Annotated in this window: 13 protein-coding genes; 6 read left to right on the forward strand and 7 right to left on the reverse strand. The window is 60.1% G+C overall.

Annotated features, from left to right (window positions below; translation table 11 throughout):
• Positions 1–2: 2 nt before the first annotated feature.
• Genes AC0V6M_RS03980 through AC0V6M_RS03990 form a run of 3 tightly spaced genes read right to left on the reverse strand, consistent with a single transcriptional unit; the run spans position 3 to position 3,480 of the window.
• A complete protein-coding gene (locus AC0V6M_RS03980; protein WP_486137567.1) occupies positions 3–1,646 on the reverse strand; it encodes a carboxyl transferase domain-containing protein in 1,644 nt (547 codons plus the stop codon).
• Positions 1,643–2,314, reverse strand: a complete 672-nt coding sequence (locus AC0V6M_RS03985) for a TrmH family RNA methyltransferase (protein ID WP_486137568.1) — start codon at positions 2,312–2,314, stop codon at positions 1,643–1,645. The genes AC0V6M_RS03980 and AC0V6M_RS03985 overlap by 4 nt, the downstream gene beginning before the upstream one ends.
• A complete protein-coding gene (locus AC0V6M_RS03990) occupies positions 2,314–3,480 on the reverse strand; it encodes an isovaleryl-CoA dehydrogenase (RefSeq protein WP_472644018.1) in 1,167 nt (388 codons plus the stop codon). Before AC0V6M_RS03990 ends, AC0V6M_RS03985 begins: the two co-directional genes overlap by 1 nt.
• Before the next feature lie 160 nt (positions 3,481–3,640).
• On the opposite strand from AC0V6M_RS03990, the gene AC0V6M_RS03995 reads away from it, so the two are divergent.
• From AC0V6M_RS03995 to AC0V6M_RS04005, 3 genes are all read left to right on the forward strand, one after another.
• A complete protein-coding gene (locus AC0V6M_RS03995; protein ID WP_486137569.1) occupies positions 3,641–5,143 on the forward strand; it encodes a sensor histidine kinase in 1,503 nt (500 codons plus the stop codon).
• Between the two features lie 115 nt (positions 5,144–5,258).
• Positions 5,259–6,017, forward strand: a complete 759-nt coding sequence (locus AC0V6M_RS04000) for an ATP-binding cassette domain-containing protein (RefSeq protein ID WP_486137570.1) — start codon at positions 5,259–5,261, stop codon at positions 6,015–6,017.
• Positions 6,014–7,549 carry an ABC transporter permease/substrate-binding protein gene (locus AC0V6M_RS04005; RefSeq protein WP_486137571.1) on the forward strand — a complete coding sequence of 512 codons (1,536 nt, stop codon included), beginning with the start codon at positions 6,014–6,016 and terminating at the stop codon, positions 7,547–7,549. Before AC0V6M_RS04000 ends, AC0V6M_RS04005 begins: the two co-directional genes overlap by 4 nt.
• Before the next feature lie 134 nt (positions 7,550–7,683).
• Here the strand turns inward: AC0V6M_RS04005 and AC0V6M_RS04010 are convergent, their stop codons facing one another.
• Both AC0V6M_RS04010 and lgt read right to left on the reverse strand, forming a co-directional pair.
• A complete protein-coding gene (locus AC0V6M_RS04010) occupies positions 7,684–8,745 on the reverse strand; it encodes a class I SAM-dependent methyltransferase (RefSeq protein ID WP_486137572.1) in 1,062 nt (353 codons plus the stop codon).
• On the reverse strand, positions 8,742–9,626 hold the full coding sequence (lgt, locus tag AC0V6M_RS04015) for a prolipoprotein diacylglyceryl transferase (protein ID WP_486137573.1): 885 nt from the start codon (positions 9,624–9,626) through the stop codon (positions 8,742–8,744). Before lgt ends, AC0V6M_RS04010 begins: the two co-directional genes overlap by 4 nt.
• Before the next feature lie 206 nt (positions 9,627–9,832).
• Here lgt and AC0V6M_RS04020 point away from each other — a divergent pair, with 206 nt between their 5' ends.
• The gene (locus AC0V6M_RS04020; RefSeq protein WP_486137574.1) at positions 9,833–11,539 is read left to right on the forward strand and encodes a class I adenylate-forming enzyme family protein; all 1,707 of its coding nucleotides are present in this window, start codon (positions 9,833–9,835) and stop codon (positions 11,537–11,539) included.
• A 25-nt stretch (positions 11,540–11,564) separates the two neighbouring features.
• Positions 11,565–14,345 (forward strand): [protein-PII] uridylyltransferase, encoded by a 2,781-nt coding sequence (locus AC0V6M_RS04025; protein WP_486137575.1) that lies wholly within the window; start codon positions 11,565–11,567, stop codon positions 14,343–14,345.
• 27 nt (positions 14,346–14,372) lie between these two features.
• Here AC0V6M_RS04025 and AC0V6M_RS04030 read toward each other — a convergent pair whose 3' ends face one another.
• Together AC0V6M_RS04030 and AC0V6M_RS04035 are read right to left on the reverse strand one after the other, a co-directional pair.
• On the reverse strand, positions 14,373–14,849 hold the full coding sequence (locus tag AC0V6M_RS04030) for a hypothetical protein (RefSeq protein ID WP_486137576.1): 477 nt from the start codon (positions 14,847–14,849) through the stop codon (positions 14,373–14,375).
• 5 nt (positions 14,850–14,854) lie between these two features.
• Entirely contained in the window at positions 14,855–15,520 is a 666-nt protein-coding gene (locus AC0V6M_RS04035) for a YggS family pyridoxal phosphate-dependent enzyme (protein WP_486137577.1), read from the reverse strand.
• Positions 15,521–15,555: 35 nt separating this feature from the next.
• On the opposite strand from AC0V6M_RS04035, the gene AC0V6M_RS04040 reads away from it, so the two are divergent.
• Positions 15,556–16,116, forward strand: a complete 561-nt coding sequence (locus AC0V6M_RS04040; RefSeq protein WP_486137578.1) for a thiamine phosphate synthase — start codon at positions 15,556–15,558, stop codon at positions 16,114–16,116.

Raw genomic sequence — 16,116 nt, forward strand, 5'->3', positions numbered from 1 at the left:
CCTTACATCCTAAACACGCCAAAGCTTGGGCGCTCTGGAATTGGCGCTTCGAGGGTTGCCGCAAAGGCCAGGCCCAGCACGTCGCGCGTCTGCGCAGGGTCGATCACCCCATCATCCCATAGCCGCGCGGTCGCGTAGTAGGGATTGCCCTCGTCCTCATATTTCTGCCGGATCGGGGCCTTGAACGCCTCGGCCTCATCCTCCGACCATTTGTCAGCATCGCGGTGAACCGTGGCGAGCACGCTTGCGGCTTGCTCTCCGCCCATCACGGAAATGCGCGCATTGGGCCAAGTGAACAGGAAGCGCGGAGAGTACGCCCGCCCGCACATGCCGTAATTGCCCGCGCCGAAAGACCCGCCGATCACCACAGTAATCTTCGGCACTGTCGCGGTCGCAACTGCCGTCACCAGCTTCGCGCCATGCTTGGCGATGCCTTCCGCCTCATATTTTCCGCCGACCATAAAGCCGGAGATATTCTGCAGGAATAGCAGCGGGATGCGGCGTTGCTGCGCGAGCTCAATGAAATGCGCGCCCTTTTGCGCGCTTTCCGAAAACAGCACGCCATTATTGGCCAGAATCGCGACCGGCATGCCCCAAATATGGGCAAAGCCGCACACCAAAGTGCTGCCATAATGCGCCTTAAATTCGTGAAACTCGCTGCCGTCGACCAGCCGCGCAATGATCTCTTTCACATCATAGGGCGCGCGCACGTCATCGGGCACGACAGAGTACAACTCGTCCGCGTCAAACTTCGGCGGGCGCGGGTCTTTGATGCCTGAGTGAATCCCCGCGGAGGCGGGGATCTCGTGCAATCCGAGGGAGGCCCCCGCCTGCGCGGGGGCGCAATGCGAAATGATATCGCGCACAATCGTCAGCGCGTGCTCGTCATTCTCGGCCAGGTGATCAACCACGCCCGATTTCTTGGCGTGCAGATCGCCGCCGCCCAGATCCTCTGCGGTGATTTCCTCGCCCGTTGCCGCCTTCACCAGCGGTGGCCCTGCGAGGAAGATCGTGCCCTGCTCGCGCACAATCACCGTCTCGTCCGACATTGCCGGCACATAGGCGCCGCCTGCGGTGCAGCTGCCCATGACGCAGGCGATTTGTGGAATGCCCTGCGCGCTCATGTTGGCTTGGTTGAAGAATATCCGGCCAAAGTGATCGCGGTCTGGAAAAACCTCGGCCTGATGCGGTAGGTTGGCCCCGCCGCTATCGACCAGATAGATGCACGGCAGGCGGTTCTCCATCGCAATCTCTTGCGCGCGAAGGTGCTTCTTCACCGTCATCGGATAATAGGTGCCGCCTTTGACAGTCGCATCATTGCACACGATCATGACTTGGCGGCCGGACACGCGTCCGATCCCTGCGATCATGCCCGCGCCGGGAATGTCGGTGTCATAAAGACCATTGGCGGCGAGCTGGCCAATCTCAAGGAACGGCGAGCCAGGATCAAGCAAGCGCTCCACCCGCTCCCTCGGCAGCAGCTTGCCGCGCGAGACATGCCGCTCGCGGCTGCGCTCGGGACCGCCAAGGGCAGCTGTTGCCACCGTCGAACGCAGGTCGGCGGCGAGCGCCTTATTATGCGTAGCGCGTGCCTTGGCCTCCGGACTTTCAATGTCGAGTTTGCTGGTGAGCACAGGTGCGGTCATGATTGCGCGTCCTCACGTCCCATCACGGTCGGCAGCGGTTCCGCTCGCTCGCTCCGTTTCCGGCCTTTTCGATATTTGCTTTGATATTCGCGGCGCTGCTTTGTGATCTCATAGAGGACTATACCTGACGAAGTGGCCAAGTTAAGGCTTTCAATCATTCCGAACATTGGGATCGCCACACAAGCATCGCTCCGTTCGACAGCACGGTCACTAATCCCGCGCTTTTCGTTGCCAAACCAGACGGCAAGTTTGGTGTGCTCTGTAAAGTCACCTTCGTGCAGCCAGATGTTTGTCTCTCCCTTCACATGAGGCGAAGTAACTACTGAATGAAAATTGTTCCTCTCAAGATGATCGAAGCAATCATCGGAGCTATCGAAACGCTTAATGAAGCTCCATTTGACTGCTGAAACGGATGTCTTGGACAGTGACGGTTTTTCGCGCATCTCCTGCCAATCGTCGGGCAAAGCTCTGCGCGGATCGACTACATAGACTTTCTCGCACCCAAGCGCATTCACGTTGCGGATGACCGTTCCGATATTCTTAATGTCAGAGGGAGACTCGATCACCGCGATCAAATTCTTACAAATAAATGGCCTGATAGCGTCAGCGCGCTGGCGAACCGATGGCTTGGATTTCTTTGGCGCTTCTTCGCCTGCAACTACCGGCATTATCCCGCCGCCCCAATCAGCTCACGACCAATAAGCATACGCCTGATCTCATTCGTACCCGCACCGATATCAAGCAGCTTCGCGTCCCTCATGTACCTCTCCACCGGCCAATCTTTGGTGTAGCCTGCGCCGCCCAGCGCCTGCACGCTTTCAGCCGCCACGCGAAACGCGTTTTCGCTCGCGAGCAGGATCACGCCCGCTGCATCAAACCGGGTGGTCTGATCGCCGTCACACGCTTTCGCCACGGCATAGGTGTAGGCGCGTGCCGATTGCAGCGCGACATACATGTCGGCAACCTTGGCTTGCATCAATTGGAAGCTGCCGATGGGCTTGCCGAACTGCTTGCGCTCCCGAAGATAGGGAATGACGCAATCAAGGCAGGCCTGCATAATGCCGAGTTGCAGCCCGGCGAGCACGACGCGCTCATAATCGAGCCCGCTCATCAGCACGCCGACCCCGCCGTTGACCGGCCCCATCACACGGTCCTCTGGAATATGGCAATCGTCAAACACCAGCTCTGACGTGGGCGATCCGCGCATACCGACCTTGTCGATTTTCTGACCGATCGAGAAACCTTCATCGTCCTTCTCGATAAGGAACGCCGTGATCCCGCGCGAGCCTGCATTGCCGTCGGTCTTGGCATAGACCACCAAAGTGTCCGCCTCTGGCGCATTAGTGATCCAGAACTTCGTGCCATTGAGCACATAGCCGCCCTGCACCGCTTCGGCCTTCAGCTTCATCGAGACGACGTCAGAGCCAGCGCTCGCCTCGCTCATCGCCAGCGATCCGACATGCTCACCGCTGATCAGTCCGGGCAGATACTTCGCCTTTTGCTCTTCATTGCCCCAACGGCGAATCTGATTGATGCAAAGGTTGGAATGCGCACCATAGGACAGGCCAACGCTGGCCGATGCCCGGCTAACCTCTTCAACCGCGATCACGTGCTCCAGATAGCCCAGGCCTAGGCCGCCATCGGCCTCATCCACGGTCAGCCCGTGCAGACCAAGCTCGCCCATCGGCTTCCACAATTCGCGCGGGAACCAGTCTTCGCGGTCGGCCTTTTCTGCCAGCGGCATGATCTGCTCATCGGCAAACCGGCCAACGCTGTCGCGGATCATCTCAGCCGCTTCGCCGAGTTGAAAGTCAAAGTCTGGAGTAGCGCGCATTTTTCATTACCTTGCGTGAAATAATATGTTCCGCCCGCCATATCATTGCGCAGGCCAAGCGCAAACTTTCTCAGTGCCCTTATCTCGGTGCTCATCCTCAATTTGAGCTCGGACGCGTTTCATGTATGGCAGGCCTGAAAGGACCAAGTCTCTGACACTTTTGGACTCGCCCCCCTGGCCATCTGACCAGTCGCCCGCAAAGGAATTTTGCGACGAACGCAGCCGCCTGCGCGTGCTGGCGAGCTTTGATCTCGACGGCGTCAGCGGCGATCCAGAATTGGTTCGCCTGGTCAGATTTGCCGCAAAATTGTGTGACGCGCCCTCGGCTTCCGTCAGCCTGGTCGAAGAAGAGCGGCAGCGCTTTATCGCCAGCGAAGGGCTCGACATCACCGAAACCCCGCGTTCGACCAGCTTTTGCGCGCAAACCATGCTCGGCGATGATCTGTTGGAAGTGCTCGATGCTGCCAGTGACGCGCGGTTCCAAGACTACGCTTTGGTGCGTGAGGCCTCGCACCTGCGCTATTACGTTGGTGCGCCGCTAATCTCTTCCGAAGGCGCGCCGATGGGCGCCCTATGCGTGACCGACACAAAGGCCCGCGCTCAGGGGTTGTCAGAGTTTCAGCGAGACGGGCTGATCGTGCTGGCCGATGCGGTAAAGCGCCGCTTGGAAGCGCATCGACAAGCGCATCTCGCCGTGTTCGAACTTAAGGAAAGCGCGGAGCGGGTGCAGTTCATCCTCGACGGCGTGCCCGATATCGCCTGGTCGGCGGCGCCCGGCCCCGTGTTCGACAATTTCAACGCGCGCTTCACCGAAGTGACCGGAGGCGCGCCGCCCAGCAGCGTGGATGATTGGCGCGCGTTCATTCATCCCGACGACTTTGAGGCGTCCTTGGCCAAGTTTGAGCAAGCCATAACGACCGCGAGCGAATTTGCCGATGAATGGCGCCTGCGCCAGGCCGACGGCTCGTATCGCTATGTTATCTCGCGCGCGGTTCCCTCAACCGATGATCCAGCCACGGCGCGCTGGTTTGGCACGCTGACCGACATCGACGATCGCTATCGGATGTCGCAGGAACGCGAATTGCTAGCGGGCGAGTTAGCGCACCGGATCAAGAACATTTTCTCTGTCATCACCGGGCTGATCTCGCTGCGATCACGCGGGGATGACGCCAATCAGAAATTCGCCGAAGAGCTCAACACCAATCTTCGCGCGCTCGCTCGGGCTCAGGAATTCGCTATGCCGGTCAGCGGCAGCCGCGGCGAAACACTGGCCGATCTGCTGCGGGTGCTGATGGCCCCATATGGCGCAGACAGCTCTGACGTAGTCAGCATCACGGGCGACAATGTGAGTTTCGGCGGCGGCGCGTCCATTCCGCTGGCGCTGATATTCCACGAGCTGGCAACCAATGCGGCCAAATATGGCGCGCTGAGTGTCCCCACTGGCCGGGTTGCGATTGATATCGCTGAGGCGGGCGATGATGTCGTGATCACATGGCGCGAAAGCGGCGGACCAGAAACCGCTGAGCCGCCAGACACCGGCTTTGGCTCGCGCTTGATCAGCATGGCCATCAATCATCAATTGGGCGGCACTATGACCCAAGACTGGCAGAAAAGCGGCCTGATCATCACCATAAGGGTTCCGCGAGAGCGCCTAACCCAGTAGGCTTGCCGCCATGCTTTCACGATCCCGCAGGTTTAGCCCCTTTGCAGGCACCAACGCTTTGCCGCCTGCCACTTACGCATCAGCGAACGAGGGTTAAGCCATCACCTCAAAGGCCTTGCTGAAATTTGAAGGCGCCAGCCGCCGATATGGCGATGTGATCGCGGTCGGCTCGGTCGACCTTGAAATTGCCAAAGGCAGCTTCGTCGCTTTGGTCGGGGCCTCCGGGTCCGGCAAATCGACGCTCCTCAAAATGGTCAACACTTTAGAAGTGCCGAGCGCCGGCAAAGTGCTGTTCGCGGGCGATGATGTCGCCGCCCAGCCGCCCGCCGTTTTGCGCCGCCGGATCGGCTATGTCTTTCAAGGGATCGGCCTGTTCCCGCATTTGCGCGTAGGAGAGAATATCGCGATCGGACCGCGCCTTGCGGGCGAGACATTGAGCGCTGAGCGCATCACCGAGCTGCTGGAGCTGGTCGAGCTGGAAGGCGAAATGGCGGACAGAATGCCGGATGAACTGTCTGGAGGTCAGCGCCAGCGGGTCGGCGTCGCCCGCGCACTCGCGATTGAGCCTGAGCTGCTGCTGATGGATGAACCATTTGGCGCGCTCGATCCGATTACACGCGATGCTTTGGGCGAAACGGTGAAAGAGCTGCATAAGCGCCTTGGCCTCACCACCATCATGGTGACCCACGATATGGCCGAGGCTCTGCTGCTGGCGGACCGAGTGCTGGTGATGGAAGCGGGCGCGATAGTCGCCGATGAAACGCCACACGCCCTGCTCGCCGGCAAAGGCGGAGACATTGCTCAAGGCCTCGTCGCTGTGCCGCGCCAGCAAGCAGAAAAGCTCGCGGCGATGGAGGCGAGCGGGCCAACGTGAGCGAATTTCTAGGCATACTCTCCGGCCTCGGCGACAAGCTGACCGCGCATATTTTGCTCGCGGCCAGCGCGATTGGCCTTGGCATAGCGGTTGCTCTGCCGCTCGCGGTCTGGGCCAGCCGTTCACGCAATGTTGCGCGGGTCGCATTGGGCTTTGCGAGCCTTGTGCAGACCGTTCCCGCGCTGGCTTTACTCGCGTTGTTCTTCCCGATCCTGCTGAGCCTTCGCGCCGTGTTTGGCGAAGGCCTGCCCACGCTCGGCTTCCTGCCCGCGCTGCTCGCTCTTGCGCTCTATGCGCTGCTGCCGATCCTGCGCAATGCGGTGACCGCGCAGGCCAATCTCGACCCCGGCGTGCTGGAGGCCGCAGACGGCGTTGGCATGACCAACTGGCAGAAATTGCGCCTGGTTGAGGCCCCACTATCCGCGCCATTCATCATGGCAGGCATTCGAACCGCGAGCGTGTGGACCATTGGCGCGGCCACACTCTCAACTACGATTGGCCAGCCGAGCCTGGGCGATCCGATCTTTGCCGGGCTGCAAACGCAAAACTGGGCGCTGGTGCTGGCCGGCTGTTTCGCCAGCGCGGCTCTAGCCCTGATCGCGGACAATTTGCTGGGCCTGATTGAGCGCGGTCTCGCGCGCCGATCAAAGGTCATGTGGGGCAGCGGGCTGATCGCGGTTGCCGCCGGGATCATCGCAGCACTCAGCGTACAATTTGGCGGGACAAAAGAAGACACGATCATCATCGCCTCGAAGCAATTCTCCGAGCAATATATCCTCGCGCAATTGATCGGATCGCGGCTGGAGGCGGCGGGCTATGCCGTGGAATACCGCGACGGTCTTGGCTCGGCGGTGGTCCACAATGCGGTCGCCAGCTCTGCAATTGATATCTCGGTCGATTACACCGGCACGATCTGGACCAACAATCTAAAGCGCACCGACAATCCCGGACGCGAGGCGATGTATCAGACCATCAAGGACTGGGAGGCGCAGGAGAACGGTGTGCTCGTGCTCGGGCGGCTCGGGTTTGAGAACGCCTACGCCTTTGCCATGCGCCAAGACCGCGCGGCAGAATTGGGCCTCACGTCACTGGAGGATTTGGTCCGTGTCGCACCGCAGCCGACCGTGGGCGGGGATCCTGAATTCTTCGAGCGGCCCGAATGGATCGCGGTGCGCGATGCCTACGGTATGCGCTTTGGCGATACCCGGAATTTCTCCCCCACCTTCATGTACAATGCGCTGACTTCTGGCGAGGCCGATGTGATCAGCGCCTACACCTCCGACGGGCGCATTGCGGCGGACCGGCTTGTGGTGCTGGAGGACCCGCGCGAGGCTTTGCCCAGCTATGATGCGATGCTGATGATTTCCCCGCGCCGCGCGAATGATGCGGCTTTGATCGCGGTGTTGGAACCGCTGATTGGAGCGATCAGTGTGGACGCGATGCGCGAGGCGAATTTCGCGGTCGACCGGCAAGAGGATAAGCTCAGCCCGAAAGAGGCGGCCGAGCAATTGGCTGATAATATCGGGCGTTAGTTTGATGCACGCCATCTGGCGTGCGATTTCCTCGCTCATGCGATCAAAGATCGCGTCGCTGCGGGCGGCCATGCGGCCTTGCGATTGCAATGCAATCGAGTGTCCACTGGTCTAAAAACGGCAAAAGGACGCCCTCATCCGAAACCCGCGCCCTGTTTTGGCCAGCCGCTACCCGATAGTCCCATCACTTTGAACAACTCGCCCATTTGCTCAGCCTCCACCAGCCGGTCCCGCTGCCGCTGAAGCTTCGCTGCATTGTCCGGCGATTTCCGCTGCAAAGCCTCTAGCCGCGCGCCTATCCCAAGCGCGCGCAGCCATTGCCCCTGCGTCGTCAGCCCCATGACATGCGCGCCGTGCTGCGCCGCAGTCTCGCTCAGCTGGCCAAAATCGACATGCGCGGTGAGGTCTGCCTCACCCGGCGTCGCGAAGACATCGACCTTTTGATGCGCCCGGATCGCTTGCAGAGTTGAGCCGGGGCTGAGCCGAGCCGCGCCATAATCCACCACCAGCGCCGCGCCGCCTTGGCCCGCCAGCCGCTCGGCAATCTCGGCCATAACGCTCGCGGCGGCAGGGCAGGTTTCGATCAATGTGCCTTCATCGGCGCCGCGCCATTGCTCTGGGACAGCGGCATCCATTGGTTTATCTCCGGCAACGAAGACTAGGTTGTTGCCCTCCAGCCCGACCATCCGCTCGCGCCAGCCGCCCGGCATGCGCAGCAATTGCCGGATCGGCAGAGCGTCAAAAAACTCGTTCGCCACCAGCAAGATCGGCGCGTCATCAGGCAGGGTGCTGACATCATCATGATGCGTGATGCCCGGCACAGCCCCGCGCTGAACTGCGCGCAGGCTCTCCGAGCCTTCCACAAAGTGCGCCTCAGGCTTGAGTCCAAAACGGCCCACCGTGCGCAGCGCATCAGCGGCCAAAGTGCCGCGCCCTGGGCCAAGCTCGATATAAAGAACCCGCTCTGGCGAGCCCATTTGCGACCACAAATCCGCCAGCCACAGGCCGACAAGCTCTCCGAACATTTGGCTGATCTCAGGCGCGGTGATGAAATCGCCAGCACTGCCCAGCGGATCGCGGCTGGTGTAATAGCGCGCGTTGCTCTCACCCATGAATTGCAGCAGGCTTATCGGACCGGTCTCGCGGATCAACCGGCGAAACATGGCCGTCAGCTCGCCAGTGGCGCGCTCACTCATGCGGAGGCCGATGCGCTCCCGCCGGTGCCGACAGGCTTTTTCATGACCGCCATCAGGGTGACCGCCAGGCCGACCAGAATCACAGGGATAGTGAGCCACTGCCCTTGGCTAAGGCCGGTCTCAGCAACCCGGTAGGCCGGCTGAGCATCGGGCTCGCGGAAGAATTCATTGATGAAACGCGCAGCGCCAATGCCGAGCAGGAAGACGCCAACCAGCAAGCCGCGGCGATAGCGCGCGCCGGTTTTCCAGAACAGCAGCAGCAGGATAATCAGTAGGAGCAGACCTTCCAGCCCCGCTTGATAGAGCTGGCTGGGATGGCGAGCGACATCGCCTCCGCCGGGAAAGACCATGCCCCAAGCCACATCTGTGGGGCGGCCCCACAGCTCACCATTGTTGAAATTCGCCAGCCGGCCAAGGAACATGCCCATCGGCACTGTTGTGGCGACGTAATCCGTGACCCGGATAAAATCGAGCTTACCCGCCCAAGACACCCAGCCCATCGCCAGCATCACGCCCAGCAAGCCGCCGTGGAAGCTCATGCCGCCATCCCACAGCCGCAGCAGCTTCCAGCCGACAAACCCTTCACCGCTGAAATCGGTAAACAGTTCAGGCTGATAGAACATCGCATAGCCCAATCGCCCGCCGAGGATCACGCCGAGTGTGCAATAGAAGAAAAGGTCATCGGCATGCCGCTGAGCCATCGGCGCGCCGGGCTGTTTGAGCATTTTGGAGACGTGCCAATAGGCAAAGATCACGCCCAGCAGATAGGCCAGCGAGTAATATCGCAAGGTGAAGAAGCCCAGATCAATGCCCGGCGTAAATCCAAGCTCTGCCCAATAGATTGGGTCGGCGGCGCCGCTGGCGGCGAGTAGTGACAGCACGAAGCGAACCTCTTATTCACGCAAATGAGACTTCAAAGCGCAGATGATGCGCCCTTGATGCGCGGCTTTTGGCACAGCGGATGGTCCGGGGGAACCCTCCGTTATCGGCGCGCATTACAAGTGAGAGGAAAACGCAGGTCGGTTTGCGCTTGCCGCACGCTGGCGCTCACCTAAAAAGAATAAAAAATCTAAGGAGAGAGATTCGCATGCCCACACAGTTGGACACTGCACTAGACGCGATCATCGCAGCGATGACCAAAGAAGGTCAGCCATTTGTCACCAAACAGGTCGAACGCGGCGGAGTGGAAATGCCCGCGTTCCTCGGTGCGCCGCCAACCCTGGCGCATTATTTCGCGCATTTCTGTAACGAGCACAAAGACGTCGAGTTTCTGGTCGATGGTGATCTGCGCCTGACCTTTGGCGAATGCTGGCATGCCGCGACCCATGTCGCTCATGGTCTCGCGACCCAGCATGACGTGCAGAAAGGCGACCGGATCGGGATTGCCGCGCGCAACTCCGCCAATTGGATGATCGCCTATATGGGCATCATCATGGCGGGCGGCTGCGCAACATTGCTCAACGGTTTCTGGTCGGGTGATGAGCTAGCCTATGGTGTTCGCCTGGCTGAATGCAAAGCTGTGGTGGTTGATGCGGGCCGGGCGAAACGTCTGGAAGGCACCGATCACAGCGCGAAGCTGATCATGATAGAGCACGATTGCGCGCCATCAGAAGGCCTCAAAGAGGCTTGGGCCGAAGGGCAAACCGCCATGGCGATGCTCGGCGAGCTGAGCGCAGATGATCTCGCGACCATTCTATATACCTCTGGATCGACCGGCCAGTCGAAAGGCGCCTGGTCCGATCACCTAGGCGTTGTCAGCGGCACGATGAGCTATGTCGCGCAAAGCGCGATGGCCAAGCTGCTGCTGGAAAGCCAGGGTCAGGAACTGACGGATCAGCCATGCGCGCTGATCGCTGTGCCGCTGTTCCATGTTACTGGTGAAATCCCGCTGTTCCTCCAATCCTATGCGATTGGGCGCAAGCTGGTGCTGATGCCGAAATGGGACGCAGAAGAAGCGCTGCGCCTGATGGAATCGGAAAAAGTCACCTATTTCGTCGGCGTTCCGCTGATGAGCTATGAGATTGCGACCCATCCGAACCGCAGCAGCTATGATCTTACCGCGTGTAAGAGCTTTGCCGCTGGCGGCGCGCCGCGCCCGGTTGAACACGTCAACAAGATCAAAGAAGCCTTCCCAGAGGGCTTCCCGCTGCTCGGCTATGGCCTCACCGAAACCAACGCGGTCGGCTGCGGCAATTTCAACGAGAACTATCTGGCAAAGCCCGGCTCAACCGGGAAAGCCAGCCTGCCATTGGTTGATCTGCGCATCCTCAATGATGACGGCGCTGAACTGGCTCAAGGCGACATCGGCGAGGTGTGCATCCGTTCGGTCGCGAATTTCCGCGGCTATTGGAACAATGACGAGGCAACCGCCGCCGCCTTTACCGACGATCAGTTCTTCCGCACTGGCGATCTCGGCTATCTCGATGAAGACGGCTATCTCTTCATTGTCGACCGCAAGAAAGACATCATTATTCGCGGCGGTGAGAACATCACCTGTATCGAAGTGGAAGATGCGATCTATGCCCATGCCGATATCGCAGAATGCTCTGTCTTCGGCCTGCCAGACGAGCGCATGGGCGAAGTGCCAGCGGCGATTTTCCGTGTGAAAGACGGCGCAGCAGCGATGAGCCAGACACAACTGCGCGAGTTCCTGCTCAGCCGGATTGCGCCGTTCAAGGTGCCGCTGGAAGAGCATATCTTCATCTCCGCCGACGCACTCCCGCGCCTTGGCACGCAGAAGATCGACAAGAAGAGCCTGCGCGAGCAATTCACTGCGCAAATGGAACAAGCATGAGGGCGCCGGGCACGCTGCATAAAACATGACGGCCGCGCCCGGTCCCGCGAAGAACCCGCGCGTTCCACGGCAGCGCGCGATCGCCGATCGCCGTCTTTTGGCGGAGCAGATCGCTGCTCTGGCTCAGGAGCACGGCGCCGATGCTCGCATGCAGATTGTCGAGGCGCTGCGCAGCGCCTTGGACGCAGGCCGGGCGGAGCTGTCTGAGCGGCTGAAGCAAAAACCCTCTGCCGGATATGAATGCGTTCATGGCCATTCGTTCCTGATCGATCAGTTGATCCGCGTGATCCACGATTACGTGACGGTCCATGTCTATCCGATCGCCAATCGCACCACCGCAGAGCGCCTCTCGATCTTGGCGGTTGGCGGTTATGGCCGCGCCGAAATGGCGCCGCATTCCGATGTCGACATCGCCTTCATCACCCCGATGAAACGCGCGCCTTGGTGCGAGCAGGTGATCGAGGCAATTCTCTATCTGATGTGGGATCTCGGCCTGAAGGTCGGGCATTCCAGCCGCACCATTTCCGACACGATGAGCATGGCAAAAGAGGATCTGACGATCCGCACCGCGTTGCTCGAAGGGCGCTTCATCTGGGGCGACCAGCAACTTTATGATGAGCTCAGCGCTCGTTTCTGGAGCGAGGTTGTCAGCGGCAGCGAGCGGCAATTCCTCACGCAAAAGCTCGACGAACGCAACGAGCGGCACAAGCGGATGGGCAACAGCCGCTATGTCGTGGAACCGAATATCAAAGAGGGCAAAGGCGGCCTGCGCGATCTGCAAACGCTCTACTGGATCGGCAAATATATTCACCGCGCTCGCAACGCCGCCGACCTCGTCGATGTCGGCCTGTTGACGCGGCAAGAATACCGCAGTTTCCGCCGTGCAGAAGGGTACCTGCTGGCGGTGCGGTGCCACATGCACGACCTCACCGACCGGCCCGAGGACCGGCTAACTTTTGATCTGCAACGCCAAGTGGCAGAGCGAATGAATTTCGCTGATCGGCCGGGCAAGAGCGCGGTTGAACGCTTCATGCAGTTCTATTTCCTGCAGGCAAAACGCGTGGGCAGCCTGACCGGCGTCTTCCTCGCTCACCTCGACCAGAAATTTGCGAAAAAGCGCGCCGCCAGCGGCTTCTTTGCTGGATGGGGTCAAAAGTCCCGTACGCTCAAAGGTTATACTGTGTTTGGCGGCAAGATTAAGGCCCCAAACGACAAGTGGTTCCGCGATGATCCGGTGCGCCTGATTGAGCTGTTTCAACTGGCGGAGGCTGAGGGTCTTGAGGTTCATCCCGAAACCATGCGTCAGGCCGACCGGGACAGCCGCCTGATCAATCGTGCGGTGCGCCGGGATAAACGCGCCAATGAACTGTTCCTGTCGCTGCTCGGTGGGCGCAACGATCCTGAGACTGCGCTGCGCTGGATGAATGAGGCGGGCGTTTTTGGCCGCTTCGTGCCCGATTTTGGCCGGGTCAATGCTCAGATGCAGTTCGACATGTATCACCATTACACCGTCGACGAGCACACAATCCGCGCGATTGGCCTGCTCAATAAGATCGAAAAGGGTGAACTGAAGGATGACCATCCGCGCGCCACGCGGATCATTCACAAGCTCAAATCGCGCCGCGCGCTCTATGTCGCAGTGCTGCTGCATGACATCGCCAAGGGGCGCGGCGGCGATCACTCGGTGCTGGGCGCGGAAGTCGCCGAAGAGCTGTGCCCCCGCTTTGGCCTGGATGAGGAAGAGACCGAGCTGGTCGCCTGGCTGGTGCTGCAACATCTGCTAATGAGCTCCACCGCGCAGAAGCGCGACCTCACCGACCCGCAGACCATCGAGACCTTCGTGGCCGAAGTGCAAAGCCTGGAGCGTCTGCGCAATCTCGCGATCCTGACCGCAGTCGACATTCGTGCGGTTGGCCCTGGCACTTGGAACAGTTGGAAGGGCCGGCTGCTCGGCGAATTGTTTGACGGGGCGCAAGAGCGCCTGCGGCTGGGCCATATGCGCCATGGCCGCAAGGAACGCGTCGCGGCCAAGAAAGCAGCGGCGAGCGAATTGCTGAGTGAAAAATCGGCGCTGGTCGAGGAAGTCGGCGATCTGCTGAGCGATGCCTATTGGATAGCAGAGCCGGAAGACATCATCGCGCTCAATCTGGTGCAATATGACATGGCTCGCAAAATCGAGGATCACCTCTCGATCCATTGCGAGGTCTATGAGAAACGCGGTGCGACCCTCGTCAGCGTGATCGCAGCCGATGATGCGGGCCTGTTTTACCGCATTGCTGGCGGCATTCACCTAGCTGGCGCAAACATCATCGATGCCCGCATCCACACCGCGAAAAGCGGCTATGCGGTCGATAATTTCCTGGTTCAGGACCAGCATGGCCAAGCGTTTAGCGAAGAGACGCAAATTGCCCGTTTGAAGACAGCGATCACCGATGCGCTGACCGGCAAAACCTCTTTGGTTCCAAAACTCGCCGCTCGCCCGCTGCCGCATCGCCAATCCAAGGCGTTTTCTGTCGCCCCGCGCGTCAATTTCGACAATGAAGCCTCTGGCCGCTTCACCCTAATCGAGGTGACCGCGCGCGATCGCCCGGCTTTGCTCAACCGCTTGGCCCATGCGCTGTATCAGTCGAACCTGATTGTCCAATCAGCCCATATCACCGCCTATGGCGAGCGGGTGGTGGATACGTTCTACGTGACCGATTTGACCGGCGCGAAGGTGACAGCGAAAGAGCGGCTGAATGAAATTCGCAGCGCCCTGCTGGAAGCCGCCAGCGATAAGAAACAGCGCGAATTGGAAAAGGTTTGAAGGGGGTGTTCTGCGGGCCAAACCAAACTAACCGCGCGCCATCACCAATAGCATTGCGATCTTGCGGCTATCAAAACCGACGAAAGCCCATTCAAAGGTCGCATCAGAAATCGGGTTCCATAGCCCATCAAACCGATTGCTCAGGATCGTGCGCTGCGCTGGTTCAAAGGCATTGATGAAAGCATTTGCACAAGCCCCCGCCCGCTCTGCGCCTAGCCAGTTTTGCCGCTGAACCATCTCGCGCTCAAACGCGCCGGACATCACTGTGATCGCGGCTCTTGCTCCGCTGGCCTCCGCGCTTGCATCGAGCATTTCCCAGTTGAAGCCGATTTGTTTGAAGCCAAATTGAGCGATGAACCTGTCCGCAATCACGCTCGGTGCATCGAAGCATTCCTCAAGCGATGCATATTCAAAACGGACATCCGCCTGCGCGCCAAGCGGCTTCAGCCAGTCGGCGCCAAAGGCCTTTAGCTCGGCAAATTCGTCGGGCGTTGCGGCATTCATGGAGCTTAGCCCCCGCGCGCGCCAAACAAGGCCGTGCCAACGCGAACATGCGTCGCGCCCAATTGCACCGCCGTCTCATAATCGCCGCTCATCCCCATAGAGAGACCAGCGAGGTCATTGTCCCGCGCGAGCTTATGGAGCAGCGCAAAAAATGGCGCGGGCTCAATATCGGCGGGCGGCAAGCACATCAGGCCCGCGACCGGAATGTCCGCCTCTCGCGCCTTGGCAAGCAGATCCGGGACATCGGCAATGGCGCAGCCGCCCTTTTGCTCTTCGGCCCCAATATTGACCTGAATAAAACACGGCACTTTCCTGCCCGTCTTATCCATCGCCTTGGCCAAAGCCTTCAGCAGGCTTGCCCGGTCGAGGCCGTGGATACAGTCGAACAGCTCCACCGCATCCTCTGCCTTGTTCGATTGCAATTGGCCGATCAGATGCAGCTCTACATCAGGATATTGCTCACGCAAGGCGGGCCATTTGTCCTGCGCCTCTTGCACGCGGTTTTCGCCAAACACGCGCTGGCCCTCCTCCAGCAGCGGCACAATCCGCGCTGCCGGATGGGTTTTGCTGACCGCGATCAGGGTCACATCCTCGGTCTCGCGCCGGGCAATCTTGCACATCTTGGCAATTTTGGCCTGCACTTCGCCAAGCGGTGTTTGAGCTATTTCCATATCGTCTTGTCCTTTGCCCGCGCTATAGCGGAGCCATGGCGACACACCAGACCATCGCTGCCGGCTTGCCCAATTTGTGGCTCATTTCTGATGCGCGCAATGACGCTGGGCTGGAGCAGGCCCTGCGCGCATTGCCGCGCGGCAGCGGGTTTATCTATCGCCATTATCACTTGGATGATCCGGCCCGGTGGGCGCGGTTTTGCGCGCTGCGCAAAGCCGCAAAGGCGCGCGGGCATGTGGTCATTTTGGCCGAGAGCGCTCTAACTGCGCGGGAATGGGGCGCGGATGGCATCTATGGCCCGCCCCGTTCATTGACTCCGCGCCGCGCAGATATGCTGCATCTCGCCACCGCACATGATCTCCATGAAATTGGCCTTGCGAACCGCTTTGGCGCGGACGCGGTGCTGCTTTCCCCAGTGTTTCCAACCCGCTCTCATCCCGGCGGCAAAGTGCTTGGAACAGCTCGTTTTCAGCGCCTTAGCCAGTATTGCCAAGCGCCCGTCATCGCGCTCGGCGGAATGAATGCTCAGCGCGCAAAGCGGCTCACGTGCCGCAATCACCCGGTCCGCTGGGCCGCGATCGACGGGCTATCTTGA

The organism is Erythrobacter sp. JB3-1 (genome assembly GCF_057364995.1).

Bases quoted from the DNA above. Each gene is read 5' to 3' on its own strand.
- AC0V6M_RS03980 (WP_486137567.1), bottom strand. From the start codon at position 1,646: ATGACCGCACCTGTGCTCACCAGCAAACTCGACATTGAAAGTCCGGAG.
- AC0V6M_RS04035 (WP_486137577.1), bottom strand. From the start codon at position 15,520: ATGGAAATAGCTCAAACACCGCTTGGCGAAGTGCAGGCCAAAATTGCC.
- AC0V6M_RS04040 (WP_486137578.1), top strand. From the start codon at position 15,556: ATGGCGACACACCAGACCATCGCTGCCGGCTTGCCCAATTTGTGGCTC.
- AC0V6M_RS04025 (WP_486137575.1), top strand. From the start codon at position 11,565: ATGACGGCCGCGCCCGGTCCCGCGAAGAACCCGCGCGTTCCACGGCAG.
- AC0V6M_RS04010 (WP_486137572.1), bottom strand. From the start codon at position 8,745: ATGAGTGAGCGCGCCACTGGCGAGCTGACGGCCATGTTTCGCCGGTTG.
- AC0V6M_RS04020 (WP_486137574.1), top strand. From the start codon at position 9,833: ATGCCCACACAGTTGGACACTGCACTAGACGCGATCATCGCAGCGATG.
- AC0V6M_RS03990 (WP_472644018.1), bottom strand. From the start codon at position 3,480: ATGCGCGCTACTCCAGACTTTGACTTTCAACTCGGCGAAGCGGCTGAG.
- AC0V6M_RS03985 (WP_486137568.1), bottom strand. From the start codon at position 2,314: ATGCCGGTAGTTGCAGGCGAAGAAGCGCCAAAGAAATCCAAGCCATCG.
- AC0V6M_RS04030 (WP_486137576.1), bottom strand. From the start codon at position 14,849: ATGAATGCCGCAACGCCCGACGAATTTGCCGAGCTAAAGGCCTTTGGC.